The organism is Streptomyces sp. NPDC050423 (genome assembly GCF_040655445.1).
GTDB lineage: Bacteria > Actinomycetota > Actinomycetes > Streptomycetales > Streptomycetaceae > Streptomyces.
The window spans coordinates 146,629-162,366 of the sequence record NZ_JBFAJY010000013.1 but is presented as its reverse complement, the minus strand read 5'-3'; the positions used below and the strand labels follow the sequence as shown (position 1 = coordinate 162,366).

Below are 15,738 nucleotides of genomic sequence, written 5' to 3'. Positions count from 1 at the left end.
GCAATGGCTCCACACCTACAATCACCACCGCGGACACACCGCGCTCAAAGGCCAACCACCCGCCAGCCGCGTCCCCAACCTCACGGGTCAGTACAACTAGGCCGTGTCCGCGGTGGCTGTCACAGCGCGGTCAGGATCCTGGGGCCGTCGTCCGTGATCGCCACCGTGTGCTCGGCGTGGGAGGCCCTGCTGCCGTCGGACGTGCGCAGCGTCCAGCCGTCCGGGTCGGTGTGGAACGCGTCCAGGCCGCCGCCGAGCAGCATCGGTTCGATGGCCAGCACCATTCCGTGCCGCAACGGCATCCCGCGGCCCGGTCGTCCCTCGTTCGGGACGCCCGGGTCCTCGTGCATGGACCGGCCCACGCCGTGGCCGCCGAACCCCTCCAGGATGCCGTAGCCGGCCGTGCGGCAGACCCGGCCGATCGCGTGCGCGATGTCACCGATCCGGTTGCCGACGACGGCCGCCGCGATGCCCGCGTCCAGCGCCGCGAACGCCGTCTCGACCAGCCGGGTGTCCGCGGGCCGGGCGCGGCCGACGGTGAAGCTGATCGCCGAGTCCCCGACCCAGCCGCCGAGCTTCGCACCCGCGTCGATGCTCACCAGATCGCCGTCGCGCAGCCGCAGGTCCGTCGGGATTCCGTGCACGACCGCGTCGTTGACCGACGTGCAGATCACGCCGGGGAACGGGACCGGGGCGAAGTCCGGCCGGTAGTTGAGGAACGGTGACCCGGCGCCCGCCTCGCGCAGGACGCCGCGGGCCACCTCGTCGAGTTCCCGCAGTGAGACGCCGATCGCCGCCGCGTCCCGGGTGGCCGCCAGAATCTGCGCCACGACCCGGCCGGCCTCGCGCATGGCCTCGATGGATGTGTCTGTCTTGAGTTGCACCATGCCAATTACTATACCGGTTCAGGCGGTATTAGAATGACGGCATGGTACGAACGCCCCTGACCCCCGAAGAGCACCTGCGAGGCGAGCGGCTCGGCCGCCTGCTCCGCGAGGCGCGCGGCCGCCGCAGCATGGTCGACATCGCCCGCAGCGCCGGAATCTCGGCCGAGACGCTCCGCAAGATCGAGACCGGCCGCGCCCCCACCCCCGCGTTCTTCACCGTCGCGGCACTGGCCGGCGCGCTCGGCCTCTCGATGGACGAACTGCTCCTGCGCTGCGCCCGGGAGCCGGATGCCGTCCCGTTGGCCGGGTAGCGGGAGTGGGGTGGGAGCGGGCCGTGCCGGGGGGTCCCGGCGGCGCCGCGCACCGCACCCGCGCCGGTGCGTAGGGTTGCGCCATGAGCCTTCAGGAGTTCGCCCGAAGCGAGTACGTCAGCCTCACCACGTACCGGAAGAACGGCACGCCCGTCGCCACGCCGGTCTGGGCGGCCGTCGAGGGGGACGAGCTGCTCATCTGGACCAAGGCCGATTCGTGGAAGGTCAAGCGGCTGCGCAACGACAGCCGCGTCCTCGTCACCGTCTGTGATGCCCGCGGCCGGATCGCGCAGGGCGCCCCGAGCGCCGAGGGGACCGGCCGGCTGCTCGATGCCGAGGGCACCAGCGCCGTGCGCCGGGCCATCAGCCGCAAGTACACCTGGAAGTGCTGGCTGCTGGACTACCCGGCGATGATCGTCCGGCTCGGCAAGCGGCCGCACACCGGGATCGCCGTCACCTTCTGAGCCCCGGACGCCCGCGTCGGTGGGGCGCTCGCCGCCGAGGCCGTGCGCCGCTCGCACCAGGGCCGAAAAGAGCGTGTAGCCGTCCCGTAACACACCTGCGGTCGAATGCCTGCGGACTGGAAGGTTCCAGCCGACGGCGGCCGAGGGCGACGGTGACGGTGCATCAACATGCGGTGTCCATGAGCGAGTTCGCACGCTACCTGCGGTACCTGACGCAGCTGCTCGATCCCGCGCGGGGCTGGTACGGGGTCTTCCACAGACGCGATCCGGAAGGGATGCGAGCCTGTCTGGAGGGCGCCGAGATCCCGCCCTGGGACGTGATGGAGTCGCTCCTCTCGGATCTCGCGACGGTGCGCGGCGCCGTGTTCGCCGAGCTGGAGTCGGTACGCGCGGCCGACCTCTACGCCGCCTCGGCCGCGGCCCATGACCGCCGCCACGGCGGACGGCAGCAGCTCGTGGAGCGCCTGGAGCTGATGCTGCGGGAGCAGGCGTACGCAGCCCAGCGGCTGCGTACGGCCCACGCGGGCGGCGAGGCGGGCGCGGTGGACGCCGAGTCGGCCGCCTGGGCCCGCGACGACCACGAACGCGCCTCGGCCCGCTGCGCGGAGCTGCGCCGACGGCTGGCGGCGGTGGCGGTGCCCGCTGGCTGGTTCCGCGACGAGACGGATCCGGTGGCCGGAGCACCCGGCAACGATTCGGGTGCGGGGCGGGATGCCGCCCCCGAGGCCGCGGCGGAACCGGCTGAGCCCGCCCGTGCCGCGTCCGTTCTCTCCACGCCCGCCCCAGACCCCGCCGCCTCCCCGCCCGTGCGCGGAAGACCGCGGGGTGCCCGGTTCGCCGGGCTGGACGTGGACGACGAGAGCCCGGTGTCCGTCGCGCCCGGCCTGCCCGTGCCGCCGGTGACGGCCGCCGCGCCGCGCGGCGCCCGGTTCGGCGGCGCGCCGGGCGTGGACGAGGACCCGGCCGCGCGTACCGCCGCCGCTCCGGACCCCGTGGCGCTGAAGTCGGCCCGGGACACCGTCGCGGCCCTGATCCGGCTGCGGACGGAGGGCCGCAGCGGGGAGGCGCACGGGGTGCTCTGCGAGGCGGCAGGGCTGCCCGCGGACCGGTTGCCGGTGCTGGCGGCGGAACTCCGGCGGGCGGGGCTCGACGCGGACTGGGCCACCCTGTTGTGGGAGGTCTCCTCGCTGTCCCCGGCCGCACTCGCGGCAGCGGCCGCCGCACTGGCCGGGGCGGGTCGGCCGGAGGACTGCGGCCGGCTGCTTCGCCAGGGGGTGGCGCGGCCCGCCGCCGAGATCGCCGATGCCGTGGTCGCGCTGGACCGGGCCGGCCGGGGCCCCGAGGCGCAAGCGCTGCTCGGCGCCTTCGTCCGGGTACGGAGCCCGCAGGACGCGGCCAGGATCGCGGCGGTCGATCCGCGCCGTCTCGTACCGCAACTGCTGGCGGCGGCCTGTGGGGTGTCCGAGGCGCGGGAGCGGGACGTGGTGCACGCGCTACGCGTGGCGGGAATCGGACAGCACCGGAACCTGCCCCACCGCCCCGGCTCCCCGGGCTCGACCGCACGGGTGTGAAACATGATCGACTCCGCTGGTTCACGGCGATGGTCTTGCCCCGCTGTGTGACGGGGCTTACGTTCTCCTCTACGCACGTGTCTACGGGCGTAGAAACTGCCAAGAGGCTCTCTGACGCCGCGTCGAAGGAGCAGCTCATGTCCCACGTCGTACGCGCCGCACTCGTCCAGGCGACCTGGACCGGCGACACCGAATCCATGATCGCCAAGCATGAGGAGCATGCGCGCGAGGCCGCCCGGCAGGGGGCGGCGATCATCGGCTTCCAGGAGGTGTTCAACGCCCCCTACTTCTGCCAGGTGCAGGACCCCGAGCACTACCGCTGGGCCGAGGCCGTGCCCGAGGGCCCGACCGTGCAGCGGATGCGGGAGCTGGCCCGGGAGACCGGCATGGTGATCGTCGTCCCGGTCTTCGAGGTCGAGCAGTCCGGCTTCTACTACAACACCGCCGCCGTGATCGATGCCGACGGCTCGTACCTCGGCAAGTACCGCAAGCACCACATCCCGCAGGTCAAGGGATTCTGGGAGAAGTACTACTTCAAGCCCGGAAACGCCGGCTGGCCGGTCTTCGACACGGCGGTGGGCAAGGTCGGCGTCTACATCTGCTACGACCGGCACTTCCCCGAGGGGTGGCGTCAACTCGGACTCAACGGAGCCCAGTTGGTGTACAACCCGTCGGCGACCTCGCGTGGACTCTCCGGCTACCTCTGGCAGCTGGAACAGCCGGCGTCCGCCGTCGCCAACGAGTACTTCATCGCCGCGATCAACCGGGTCGGCCAGGAGGAGTACGGCGACAACGACTTCTACGGCACCAGCTACTTCGTCGACCCGCGCGGTCAGTTCGTCGGGGACGTGGCCAGCGACAAGGAAGAGGAACTCCTCGTCCGCGACCTCGACTTCGGCCTCATCGACGAGGTCCGCCAGCAGTGGGCGTTCTACCGGGACCGCCGCCCCGACGCGTACGAGGGACTGGTGGAGCCGTGAGCAGCCTGCACCATCGCCACCTCGCCGTCAGCCCCGACTGGATGGCGCTCTACTACCGGCACCCGCTGGAGATCACCCACGGCGAGGGCCGCCACGTCTGGGACGCGGACGGCAACCGCTACCTCGACTTCTTCGGCGGCATCCTCACCACCATGACCGCCCACGCGCTGCCCGAGGTCACCAAGGCCGTCACCGAGCAGGCCGGGCGGATCATCCACTCCTCCACGCTCTATCTGAACCGGCCGATGGTCGAACTCGCCGAGCGCCTCGTCACCCTCTCCGGCATCCCGGACGCCCGGGTCTTCTTCACCACCTCCGGCACCGAGGCGAACGACACGGCGCTGCTGCTCGCCACCGCGTACCGCAGGTCGAACCAGATCCTCGCGATGCGCAACAGCTACCACGGCAGGTCCTTCTCCGCGGTCTCCGTCACCGGCAACCACGCGTGGTCGCCCACCGGCCTCTCACCGCTCCAGACGCTGTACGTGCACGGGGGCGTCCGCAGCCGCGGACCGTACGCGCACCTGAGCGACGGGGAGTTCATCGCGGCCTGCGTGGCGGACCTGGAGGATCTGCTCGGCCACACCAGGGATGCCGCCGCACTCATCGCCGAACCCATCCAGGGCGTGGGCGGGTTCACCTCACCGCCCGACGGGCTGTACGCGGCGTTCCGCGAAGTCCTGGACCGGCACGGCATCCTGTGGATCTCCGACGAGGTGCAGACCGGCTGGGGGCGTACCGGCGAGCACTTCTGGGGCTGGCAGGCGCACGGGGGCAGCGGTCCGCCGGACATCGTCACCTTCGCCAAGGGGATCGGCAACGGCATGTCGATCGGGGGTGTCATCGCCCGCGCCGACGTCATGAACTGCCTGGACGCCAACTCCATCTCGACGTTCGGCGGCTCCCCGGTCACCATGGCGGCCGGCCTCGCCAACCTCTCGTACCTCCTCGAACACGATCTCCAGGGCAATGCCCGCAGAGTCGGCGGGCTGCTCATCGAGCGGCTGCGGGCGGTCGCCGCCGGCTCGGAGTGCGTCCGGGAGGTGCGCGGCCGGGGCCTGATGATCGGGATCGAGCTGGTCAAGCCCGGCACGGACGAGGCGAACCCCGAGGCGGCCTCGGCCGTCCTGGAGGCGGCCCGCGAGGGCGGCCTCCTCCTGGGCAAGGGCGGCGGCCACAACACCAGCGTCCTGCGCATCGCCCCGCCCCTCTCGCTCTCCATCCCGGAGGCGGAGGAGGGGGCGGCGATCCTCGCCGACGCGCTGCAAGCGGCGGGGTGAGCCCGCGGGTGTGCGGCGCTCCCGGTTCCGGCGAGGGGGCGCCGCCGGTGCGGCACTCCCGCCGTGGCCGGACAGGGCCGATCGGGCCCGTCGGGCTACCGTCCGAGGCGGTCGAACTTCACGGAGCCCCCGTTGTTCTCGTCGTCGGTGCCCCAGATCGCGTGCCGGCCGGGCAGGAAGGCGATGGCCTCGATCTTCCGGTTGTCCCGCTCGGTGAAGAGGGTGAGCGGGACGAGGCCGGGCTTCGGCTTCAGGCGCAGTACCGCGTCATGGGCCACGTTGACGGTGAGCCGGCCGGCGTCGTAGACGGCGGAGGTGAACGGCCCGTCGGCCACGCCGGGGTCCGAGGCCGACGAGACCATGACCGTGCCGTCCCGGAGGACCTTCAGGTCGCTGATGTGCCGCACCCCGTCCTGCTCCGGGAACGGCACGGCGAACTCCTGCCGCGCACTGACGGTGCCGAAGTCCGGGCCGTACGCGCCGATGCGCACCGAGGAGGCGCGCACGACGGCCGGCCGGTCGCCGCCGCCCCGCGTCGCCCACACCGCGAAGGTCCGGCCCGAGCCGTCGCGGTGAAGTGCGAAGCTCGCGTATTCGTCGCCGTCGCTCCGGCCCGGCAGCGCTACGGGGCCGCCCTCGGCCGTTGCCCGGCCGTTCGCCACGACGATGTGGAAGGCATCGCCCCTGCCGGCCACGGCGATGTAGTGCCCGGGGCGGCCGGGCACCGCGTCGAGCGCCTCCAGGCCGGCGGGGAGCACGCCGAACCACGGGAGTTCCCTGACCACCGGGTCCTGGCCGGGCCGCAGACATACCGTCGCCACCCTGGACTCGCGGGGCCCCGTGTTGTCCCGTACGACGACGGCATCGGCCAGGCCGGAGCCCACGGGCGCCCCCTCGGCCGGCGCCATGCCGCTCACCCCGCCCAGGGTGCCGGAGCCGACCCGCTGCCAGCCGTCGGACGGGCCGGCGGTCCCGGTGGCCGGGGGAGAGGTGGCGAACGACGCGCACAGGACGACCGAGGCGATGACTGCGTTTCTGATCATGGAGCGAAGCTAGGCGGCCGCCCTCGGGTCCGGGGAGGACTGCCGCTCGCCGTCCGGAGGGTTCCCCCGCACGGACTCGCGGCACTCGCCCGTCCGGGGCGGAGCGCACGACCCGGCCCGGGTCCGCACCCGCGCGGCAGCACCGTGGACCGCCGTGGGCCGGGCTGGGCCGGTGGAGTGCCGGACGGGTGAAACGGAAACGTCCTCGGCGGTTGGCCGCAGCGGTATTGCCACAGTGGGCAACCCACTTCTACGTTCTTCACCACGCACCGGTCTACGTGCGTAGACCCATTCCGCCGCAGTGAGGAGGGGCACATGAGCCGCACCGTCGTCCACGGCGGCCCCGTCATCACCGCATCCGACGAGATCCATGCCGATGTGCCTCATCGGGGCGCATGGGGCGAGCAGGAACGGTTCATGAGCGAACGCCGTTGATCCGACGCGAATGGAGCAGAAGCCATGGCACGCACTCTCATTACTGGCGGACTGGTGATCACGGCCTCCGACGAGTTGCACGTTGATGTGCTCATCGACGGCGGTCGGGTCGTGGCCATGGCCACTCATGACAGCCATGGGTGGACGGCGGACCATGTCATCGACGCTGCCGGGAAGTACGTGATTCCGGGTGGCGTCGACGGGCACACCCATATGGAGATGCCGTTCGGCGGCACGTTTGCCTCCGATACGTTCGAGACCGGCACCCGGGCCGCGGCGTGGGGCGGCACGACAACGATCATCGACTTCGCGATTCAGTCCAAGGGCGGGTCCCTGGGTGAAGGGCTCGACGCGTGGCATGAAAAGGCCAATGGGAAGTGCGCGATCGACTACGCGTTCCACATGATCATGTCCGATGTGAACGAGTCCTCGCTCAGGGAGATGGACGGCCTAGTCTCGGCCGGCGTCACATCGTTCAAGCTCTTCACCGCCTACCCGGGAGTCTTCCTCTCCGACGACGGCCAGATCCTGCGAGCCATGCAACGCGCCGGCTCCAACGGCGGCCTGGTGATGACGCACGCGGAGAACGGCCTCGCGATCGACGTGCTCGTGGAGCAGGCGCTGGCCCGCGGGGAGAGGGACCCGCGCTACCACGGTGAGGTCCGCAAGGCGCTGCTCGAAGCCGAGGCCACGCATCGAATGATCAAGCTGAGCCAAGTGGCGGGCGCTCCTCTCTACGTGGTGCATGTCTCGGCCCAGGAGGCTGTCGCCGAACTGGCGCGAGCACGGGACGAGGGACTCCCCGTGTTCGGCGAGACGTGCCCGCAGTACCTCTTCCTGTCGACCGACAACCTCGCCGAGCCTGATTTCGAAGGTGCCAAGTACGTCTGTTCCACGCCTCTGCGTCCGAGGGAGCACCAGGAGGCTCTGTGGCGTGGGTTGCGGACGAACGATCTGCAGGTGGTGTCCACGGATCATTGCCCGTTCTGTTTCAAGGGGCAGAAGGAGATGGGGCGGGGGGACTTCTCGAAGATCCCGAACGGCATGCCGGGCGTCGAGAACCGCATGGACCTGCTGCACCAAGGTGTTGTCGACGGGAACATCAGCCGCCGCCGCTGGATCGAGATCGCCTGCGCCGCGCCGGCTCGCATGTTCGGCCTGTATCCGAGGAAGGGCACGATCGCACCGGGTTCGGACGCCGACATCGTCATCTACGATCCGGCGGCCGAGCAGGTTCTGTCCGCTGAGACGCATCATATGAACGTCGACTACTCGGCCTACGAGGGCAAGCGCGTCACGGGGAGGGTCGAGACGGTGTTGTCCCGCGGGGTTCCGGTGATCGACGACCGCGCCTATGTGGGGGAGGCGGGGCACGGAGCGTACTTGCCACGGGGTATGGGCCAGTACGCCGATTAGTCTGCCATCGCCGGTGCCGAGGGGGCTCGATACACTTGGACCGCTCGGGTTGGGGAGCGTGACACAGACGGGAGAGCGGGGATGACGGCAGGTGCGGGCGACCTCGGGGACCCGCCTGCCGAGGTACTGGCGGAAGCGGCCGCCGCGTTCGGAATGCTGGCGTCACCCGCGCGGTTGCACATCGTCTGGACGCTCGCGCAGGGCGAGAGCGATGTGACGGGGCTGGCGGAGCGCGTGGGCGGCGCACTGCCCGCGGTGAGCCAGCATTTGACGAAGCTGAAGCTGGCCGGTCTCGTGCGCTCCCGGCGGGAGGGCCGGCGGCAGGTCTACTTCGTCGACGACACCGACGTGGTGACGGTGGTGCGGCTGATGGTCGGACAGTTGGCCGACCGCGCGGCGCAGGCACCGTCCCGTCGGCTCCGTGACCTGTTCGCCTGAGGCCGCCGGTGCTCACGGCCGTCGTCGGCGGTGGCCGTCGGGTCCGTCCCGGACGCCGGCCGTCCACCGGGGGACGAGGAGCTCGTCCTGCCCTGGGAGGGCCTGAACATGACGGATTCCGGGCCGCGTTGGCGCTGGCTGGCGGTACCGGTGGCCGCCCCGGCGGTCTGGGGCGTCGCGCGTGGCGGCCACCCCTCCACGCCTGATGCCCCGCCACACCCCGCGTCCGGCGGGTCTTCCTCAGAGCCCCGGCCGGGCTCCGGTGATGACGCGCACGGGGGTTCTCCTGAGGGGGCGAGGGGGGCGGGGCGGTGGGATCAGCCGTACGAGAGCTTGGAGCAGAGGTCGTCGTCGGCGGAGCGGGCGTCGTGTGCGACCTTGGAGGGCACTGCGGTCGGTGCGGCGGAGGCGGTGGCGGTGGGGTTGTCCGCGTACGACTGCCCGAGGATCACGTTGATGCCCGCGGCGGTGGTGGAGCGGAGCTCCGCGGCGGCGAAGAGCCGGGCGACGGTCCTGGCCCCTTCCTTCTGACCCGGCCCGTACTCGATGACGGTGGTGCGGTAGTCCTGGCTGCTCGCCGTCGCGGTGCCGGTCACGGTGAAGTCCGCCGCCTTCAGTCCCGCCGCCGCCCGGGAGGCCAGACCGGTGTGGGTGGTGCCGTTGTAGACGGCGACCGCGATGCCCGCGCCGGAAGGCGGCTCGTCGGCGCCGGGCGACGGGGAGGACGAGCCGGAGGGCTTCTCGCCGCTGGCGTCCTGGCCGTCGAGGGTGCGGTCGGCCTTCAGCGCGGCCCACAGGGCGTCGGCGTCCGGCTCGACGATCGCGACGCGCGCTCCCTCGTACCGCCAGGGGATGGTGATGAACTTGGTGTTGTGCAGGTCGATGTTCTTCAGGGCCATGACGAAGGAGATCAGTTTCTCGGCCGACCCGAGGCCGGGGTCCACGGTCATGGACTTGGTGGCGGCGTTCGCGAGCGGAAGCAGCTTGGTCGGGGTCAGCCCGTCACTCTTCACCTTGTTCAGCAGGCTGGCGACGAAGGCCTGCTGGCGTTTGATGCGGCCTATGTCGGACCCGTCCCCGATCCCGTGCCGCAGACGTACGTAGTCCAGGGCCGCCCGGCCGGAGACGGTCTGTTCCCCCTTGGCGAGGATCCGTTTGCCGCGGGTGGCCCGGTTGGGGTTGATGTCCTTCTCGTACACGTCCTGCGGCAGGCACACCTGGACGCCGTCGACCACCTCCGTCAGCTCGGAGAAGCCCTTGAAGTCGACGACGACGGTGTGGTCGACGCGCAGACCGGTGAGCGCCTCCACGGTGTTCTGGGTGCAGGCGGGATTGCCCTTGGCGGTCTGGCCGACGGAGTAGGCCGAGTTGAACATGACATGGGACTCGGGCCGGCTCCAACTGCCGTCGGGCAGTTTGCAGCGGGGGATGTCGACGAGGGTGTCGCGGGGAATGGACACGCCGACGGCGTGCTTGCCGTCTGCGTACACGTGCAGCACGAACGCCGTGTCGGAGCGGCCGATGTCGCCCTTGTCCCCGCCGCCCAGTTCGCTGTTGCCGTCGGTCCGCGCGTCCGAACCGATGACCAGGACGTTCTGGCCCTTCGAGGTGGCCGCGGGCCGGTCGTCGGAGATCCCGTCGGCACCGAAGGTGTCGATGTTGCCGCTGAGCTTGAAATAGGCCCAGCCGGCCCCCGCGGTCACGAGCACGAGCAGCGACAGGGATATCCCGAGCACGAGCCGTACCCGGCCGCGCTTGCGCCGTCGGCCGCGGGCGGCCGCCCGAGCGCCGTCGCGGCGCACCGGTGCCGTCTTGTGGCTGCCTGTCATGTGTGCGCTCTCATTCATCCGGTTCATCCAGAGGAGACGACTGACCCCGCCCCAAGGTTGTACAGTTGCGCAATCTAGCAATCTTAGAGACGGGTGCGGTCACCGAGGCGCGCACCGGAACGAGCGAGGGAATGGGTGAGTTGACGCATGCTCCGCAACGGACTGGAACCCTGGCATCTGCTGATCGCGGCGATCGTGCTCATCGTGCTGTTCGGGTCGAAGAAGCTGCCGGACGCCGCCCGCGGGCTGGGGAAGTCGATGCGCATCCTCAAGAGCGAGGCGAAGGCGATGAAGGAGGACTCCCCGCCGCCGGCGGCCGCCCCGGAGTCCGCCCCGGCCGAAGAGGCGCAGGCGCGGACGATCCGGGCCGCCCCCGGTGACGCCGCCTCGGCACGCCCGGTCCCGGAGGGCGACGCGGCTCCCCGCTGAGTCTCCGTCCGGAGGCCGGTGCGGGGGCCTCCGGTGGCGCTCGCCCTGTACCCGGCGGATACGGTGGCCGGTGTGCGGGGCGCCGCGGGCGCGGGGTCCGTCGCGCCATGCGAGTCCATGACAACGCTTCAATAGTTGCGCAAGCTCTGAACTACAATGAGCGCGTCACGCCGGAGCGGCCCACGGCAGGCCCGGCCCACCTCACCTCACCCAGGAGAAGCAGCACACATGGGCGTCAGCCTCGCCAAGGGTCAGAACGTCGTCCTCAACCAGGACGGCACCCCGCTCGCGGATGTCTCCATCGGCCTGGGCTGGGACGCCCGGCCGGTCGGTGGCACGGACTTCGACCTCGACGCGTCGGCGATCGTCTGCGGGCCGGACCTGAAGGTCGTCTCCGACGAGCACTTCGTCTTCTACAACAACCTCACCAGCCCCGACGGCGCGGTGCGGCACACGGGGGACAACCTCACCGGCGACGGGGACGGCGACGACGAGCAGATCCTCGTCGACCTCGACGGCCTCGACGAGAAGACCGTGCAGATCGTCTTCGCCGTGTCCATTCACGACGCGGAGACGCGCGGCCAGAACTTCGGCCAGGTCAGCGAGGCGTTCATCCGGGTCGTGGACAACCTGACCGGCCGCGAGATGTGCCGCTACGAACTCTCCTACGACGCTGCCGGGGAGACCGCCATGGTCTTCGGCGCCCTCTACCGAAGGGGCGGTGAGTGGAAGTTCCGTGCCATCGGCCAGGGGTACGCGTCGGGCCTGGCCGGGATCGCCACCGACTACGGCGTGAACATCGGCTGACTCCCTTGCGCGGCAAGGCTGACGACAGTCCTGGGTATCGATCTCACCGGGGGACACGCATGAACGGGCCTGGCCAGGTGCGGCCGAGCGACCGGATCCACTTCGAGCGCGTGCTGGATCAGGCACTGAACTCCCCGTCGGTCCGAGAGGCGCTGAGCCGCGCGGACGGGGCCGTGAACGCCGAACAGCTGCGTACCCGCGCGCTGGCGGCGAGCGCCGAGATCGCAGCCGTCGCGGACGCCGAGTACCGCGGCCTCTTGCGGGGGCTCGGCCGGACGGACACCTCCGGCGGCGTCCGGCCGAGCCCCGGGAGCTCGTCGGATTTCCGGGGCGGGCTGATGACCGCGCTGGTGGTGCTCATGCCCAGCGTGGTGGCCGTGGCCTCCGCCCTCTTCCTGCTGCTCGGGTACGGCCTGCGCCTGAGCGGCGCGCAGCCCCATCTCGCGGACGGGCTGGTGACCGCCGGGTGGACGGCCGCGCTCGTGGCGGCGGCGGCCGCGCTGGCCGGCATCATCGCGATGATCGTGGCGGCTTCGCGCAACCGTTCCACCTCCTACGACGCCCACTCCGGTGACGAGCGCCCCGAGGTGGAGCGGGAGCGCGAGCGATGGCAACGAGCCCTGCTGGAGCGGGGGATGGTGCCGTTTCTGCACCGCGGGGTACGCGAATCGCTGGCAGGGGAAGGCAGTCGACCGCCCGCACGCCCCGCGTTGCCCGGGGCGGCCGACACCGCGCGTGACCGCCCGCCCAGCTCGTCGGACCGGGGCTTCACCGCCCCCGGCTACGCGAGCCCGGACTTCAGCAGCCCGGACTTCGCCGGACCCGGCTCCTCCGGGGCCGAGTAGCCCGCCGGCACCCGGGGGGACGCGGCGGCACCTGCCGCGGCCGTGGACTCAGCTCGGCGTTTGAGTGCGCAGGTCGCTCGACCTGCTGATCTGCGGTTCTTCCCGGGACAGCGGAGGCGGCCGTTCTCCATGCTTCGAGATGTCGAGTCACGAAGTACGAGGGAACGGCCGCCGCCCATGAGTCTCCCGGTCGCCGCGTCTGCAGGCGCGGCGTTGGACGTGTTGTCCCGCTTTCGGGTCCAGCTCTGCGAAAGTCTCTACACTCGCCCGGATGCGCTCTTCGAGCTCACGGACGCGGTGCTGTGCTCGGACGGGCCGGTGAAGACCCTGGTCGAGCTGTCACTGGCGGTCGAGCACCGGCGCGGGCACGGTGCCCTGCACTCGGCGCTGGACCGGGTCTGGCTGGAGCCGACACGGTGGCGCCGCGCACTGGCCTCACTGCCGCTGCCCAGGGCGGCAGATGGACGGATCGTCTTGGCCGTGGACGTGAGCAACTGGCTCCGCCCCGATGCCCCCACCAGTGAGGACCGGCTGTTCTGCCACGTCTACGGACGCCACACCCGCGGACGTGGACCGCTGGTGGCAGTCGTTCCTCCGCAGATTCGATCTCGAGCACACTTTCAGGCTGATGAAGCAGACCCTCGGCTGGACGGCCCCCAAGGTTCGCCGTGCCGACGCCGCCTACCTGTGGACCTGGCTCGTCATCGCCGCCCACACCCAGCTCAGCCTCGCCCGGCCTCTCGCCGAGGACCTGCGCCGTCCCTGGGAACGACAGGTGGCCGAACCCCGGCGCCTCACCCCCGCCCGCGTCCGCCGGGGGCTTCGCAACATCCGCGTGACAGCAGCCTGCCCGGCACCCGCACCGAGACCGTACAGGCCTGGGCCAGGATGCCCGCCCGGTTCGATGAACACGCACCGACCAACTCGCTGACGTGATCCCGACTCCGCTGTCGATCCACTGCTTATGCCAACAGCATTGACCTAATGGTGTCCAGCCGGTTGGATCATGACGATTGCGGAGAATCCGCTGCACACGCCGTCAATACCATGGAGAACAGCGAAGATGATGGACACGATCGTCGTCGGCGCGGGAATCGCCGGCCTCACCGCGGCACGCCTGCTTCGCGCTGCAGGGCAGCGTGTCGTCGTGATCGAGGCGCGAGACCGCGTTGGTGGGCGGATGTGGACGGACCGGACGGCGGGGTTCTGCGTCGATCGTGGCGCCTCGTGGATTCACGGTGTCACCAACAACCCGCTCGCCGAACTCGTTTCCGCGCTCGGGATCGACACCTACGAGTTCACGGTGGGGAGTTTTCAGGCCGGTGGTCGGCCGATCGCCAACTATGACGAGTCTTCGTGCCTGCTGGGCGATGACGAGGCCCGAGAGTGGACCGTCGACGTCGACGCGGCGGACGGCCTTGTGCAACTGGCTGCCGCGTCGATGGGCCACGACGAGAGTTACGCCGCCGCGGCCGAGCGGGCCCTTGCCACGACCGGCTGGGAACCCGGGCGAGTCGAGCGGGTCCGCGCGTTCTATCGCCATCGCACCGAGGAGCAGTGCGGTGCGGAGGTCGAGCAGGTCGCCGCTCACGGACTCGACGAGGACACCATCGACGGTGACGAAGTGGTCTTCCCCGGTGGCTACGACGAGATCCCCCGGAGGCTGAGCGAAGGGCTCGACGTGCGCCTCGGAACCGCCGTGACCGCCATCACCAGGTCGGCTGCGGGAGTGCGGGTCGACACGCGCGAGGAGTCCTTCCAGGCCGCCCAGGTGATTGTCACGGTGCCGTTGGGCGTGCTCAAAGCCGGGGCGATCCGGTTCACGCCCGCCCTGCCCGAGGCCGTCGCGGGACCGATCGACCGGCTGGGAATGGGCGTGTTCAACAAGGTCTTCCTGCAGTTTCCGGACCGGTTCTGGCAAGACGGCGTCTCCGTGATCCGGCAGCACGGCCAGGCCGGCGTCCCCTGGCACTCCTGGTACGACATCTCCGCGGTGAGCGGCAAGCCGATGCTGCTCACCTTCGCCGGCGGTGCTTGGGGCCGGGAAATCGAGCAGATGACCGACGAAGAGGTGGTCGCGTCGGTGCTCAGGCCCCTGCGCAACATCTACGGCGACCGCGTTCCCGAGCCCGCCGCCCACTGGATCACGCGCTGGGGCATGGACCCGCTCGCCCTCGGCTCGTACTCCTACATCGCCGTCGGCTCCTCCCACGAGGATCACGAAGCGCTGGCGGGCCCGGTTGACGGCGTTGTCCACTTCGCGGGAGAAGCAACCTGGGGAGCCGCCCCGGCCTGCGTCGACGGGGCGCTGCAGTCAGGGCACCGCGCGGCCGAACGGATCCTCGGCTCACCGGTCTCCCTGGCTGTACTGACTCGGGCATACACAACGGCGGAAGACCAGCAGGCCGAGTGACCCGCGGAGTCAAACGCCAAGATCAGGTGGCGTCGTGATCGAACGAGGGCCGCTCCGCAGACGCCGGGGCGTCCTTCCCGAGGGAAACGGGGCTCGCCGTCCGGTGTGCGGCGGGCTCCGCCGCGTCGTCGGCCGCGCCGCGTACCGCGTTCGCGACCTCCGTCAGCTCCTGCCTCGGGTCGAGGGCATCGCGGATCTCGTCGAGCCCCAGGCCGTCGCCGTCCAGGACGTGTTTGCGCACGAACGTCCTGGGATTCAGGTCCTCGAAGTCGAAGTCCTTGAACTCCGGGCCGAGTTCGGACCGGATCTCCTGTTGCGCGTTCTCGGAGAACTCCCGGTACTTCCGGATGAACGCCGACACGTTCTGAATGAGCCCCGGCAGCTTGTCCGGTCCGAAGAGGAGTACCGCGAGGACGGCCAGTGTGACGACTTCCAGCGGGCCCACATCAGAGAACACGGTGCCACTCCTCGACCCTCACCGCCCCGGTGCCCTGTGCGCCGTCGGCTTCTCGCTTCGGTCTCCAATACTCTATAGATTGCGCAAGTGAAGAAGTGATAGGGGTCGGCGCACGTTGGGTCCGGGGCCGACG

Annotated in this window: 15 protein-coding genes and 1 pseudogene; 12 read left to right on the top strand and 4 right to left on the bottom strand. The window is 70.8% G+C overall.

Features of this window, described 5'->3' with window-relative positions; genetic code table 11:
- Window positions 1-119 precede the first annotated feature (119 nt).
- Complete coding sequence (map, locus tag AB0I52_RS12900; protein WP_363071776.1) at window positions 120-887, bottom strand: type I methionyl aminopeptidase; 768 nt, start codon at window positions 885-887, stop codon at window positions 120-122.
- Between the two features lie 41 nt (window positions 888-928).
- Here map and AB0I52_RS12895 point away from each other — a divergent pair, with 41 nt between their 5' ends.
- From AB0I52_RS12895 to AB0I52_RS12875, 5 genes are all read left to right on the top strand, one after another.
- Window positions 929-1,198: a helix-turn-helix transcriptional regulator gene (locus AB0I52_RS12895; protein WP_363071774.1), complete on the top strand. Its 270-nt coding sequence runs from the start codon at window positions 929-931 to the stop codon at window positions 1,196-1,198.
- Between the two features lie 83 nt (window positions 1,199-1,281).
- A complete protein-coding gene (locus AB0I52_RS12890; RefSeq protein WP_363071772.1) occupies window positions 1,282-1,662 on the top strand; it encodes a PPOX class F420-dependent oxidoreductase in 381 nt (126 codons plus the stop codon).
- 179 nt (window positions 1,663-1,841) lie between these two features.
- Window positions 1,842-3,233 (top strand): hypothetical protein, encoded by a 1,392-nt coding sequence (locus AB0I52_RS12885; protein WP_363071770.1) that lies wholly within the window; start codon window positions 1,842-1,844, stop codon window positions 3,231-3,233.
- 137 nt (window positions 3,234-3,370) lie between these two features.
- The gene (locus AB0I52_RS12880; RefSeq protein ID WP_363071768.1) at window positions 3,371-4,213 is read left to right on the top strand and encodes a nitrilase-related carbon-nitrogen hydrolase; all 843 of its coding nucleotides are present in this window, start codon (window positions 3,371-3,373) and stop codon (window positions 4,211-4,213) included.
- Complete coding sequence (locus AB0I52_RS12875; RefSeq protein WP_363071766.1) at window positions 4,210-5,493, top strand: aspartate aminotransferase family protein; 1,284 nt, start codon at window positions 4,210-4,212, stop codon at window positions 5,491-5,493. Before AB0I52_RS12880 ends, AB0I52_RS12875 begins: the two co-directional genes overlap by 4 nt.
- A 95-nt stretch (window positions 5,494-5,588) precedes the next feature.
- On the opposite strand, the gene AB0I52_RS12870 is transcribed toward AB0I52_RS12875, so the two are convergent.
- On the bottom strand, window positions 5,589-6,536 hold the full coding sequence (locus AB0I52_RS12870; protein ID WP_363071764.1) for a hypothetical protein: 948 nt from the start codon (window positions 6,534-6,536) through the stop codon (window positions 5,589-5,591).
- Between the two features lie 459 nt (window positions 6,537-6,995).
- Here AB0I52_RS12870 and hydA point away from each other — a divergent pair, with 459 nt between their 5' ends.
- Window positions 6,996-8,387: a dihydropyrimidinase gene (gene hydA, locus AB0I52_RS12865; RefSeq protein ID WP_363071762.1), complete on the top strand. Its 1,392-nt coding sequence runs from the start codon at window positions 6,996-6,998 to the stop codon at window positions 8,385-8,387.
- Window positions 8,388-8,468: 81 nt separating this feature from the next.
- A complete protein-coding gene (locus AB0I52_RS12860) occupies window positions 8,469-8,825 on the top strand; it encodes a metalloregulator ArsR/SmtB family transcription factor (RefSeq protein ID WP_363071760.1) in 357 nt (118 codons plus the stop codon).
- 317 nt (window positions 8,826-9,142) lie between these two features.
- Here AB0I52_RS12860 and AB0I52_RS12855 read toward each other — a convergent pair whose 3' ends face one another.
- Complete coding sequence (locus AB0I52_RS12855) at window positions 9,143-10,654, bottom strand: LCP family protein (RefSeq protein ID WP_363071758.1); 1,512 nt, start codon at window positions 10,652-10,654, stop codon at window positions 9,143-9,145.
- A gap of 147 nt (window positions 10,655-10,801) precedes the next feature.
- Here AB0I52_RS12855 and tatA point away from each other — a divergent pair, with 147 nt between their 5' ends.
- The 5 genes and pseudogenes from tatA to AB0I52_RS12830 all read left to right on the top strand — a co-directional run bounded on the left by tatA (window position 10,802) and on the right by AB0I52_RS12830 (window position 15,148).
- Window positions 10,802-11,083 (top strand): Sec-independent protein translocase subunit TatA, encoded by a 282-nt coding sequence (tatA, locus tag AB0I52_RS12850; protein ID WP_363071756.1) that lies wholly within the window; start codon window positions 10,802-10,804, stop codon window positions 11,081-11,083.
- A gap of 228 nt (window positions 11,084-11,311) precedes the next feature.
- Window positions 11,312-11,890: a TerD family protein gene (locus AB0I52_RS12845; protein WP_363071754.1), complete on the top strand. Its 579-nt coding sequence runs from the start codon at window positions 11,312-11,314 to the stop codon at window positions 11,888-11,890.
- Window positions 11,891-11,949: 59 nt separating this feature from the next.
- Window positions 11,950-12,735, top strand: coding sequence for a hypothetical protein (locus AB0I52_RS12840; RefSeq protein ID WP_363071752.1), 786 nt, complete (start codon window positions 11,950-11,952; stop codon window positions 12,733-12,735).
- Window positions 12,736-12,912: 177 nt separating this feature from the next.
- Window positions 12,913-13,654: pseudogene (locus AB0I52_RS12835) on the top strand (transposase); the annotation flags it as partial.
- 144 nt (window positions 13,655-13,798) lie between these two features.
- Window positions 13,799-15,148 carry an NAD(P)/FAD-dependent oxidoreductase gene (locus AB0I52_RS12830; RefSeq protein ID WP_363071750.1) on the top strand — a complete coding sequence of 450 codons (1,350 nt, stop codon included), beginning with the start codon at window positions 13,799-13,801 and terminating at the stop codon, window positions 15,146-15,148.
- Window positions 15,149-15,170: 22 nt separating this feature from the next.
- Here the strand turns inward: AB0I52_RS12830 and AB0I52_RS12825 are convergent, their stop codons facing one another.
- A complete protein-coding gene (locus AB0I52_RS12825) occupies window positions 15,171-15,605 on the bottom strand; it encodes a sec-independent translocase (protein ID WP_363071749.1) in 435 nt (144 codons plus the stop codon).
- Window positions 15,606-15,738: the final 133 nt, after the last annotated feature.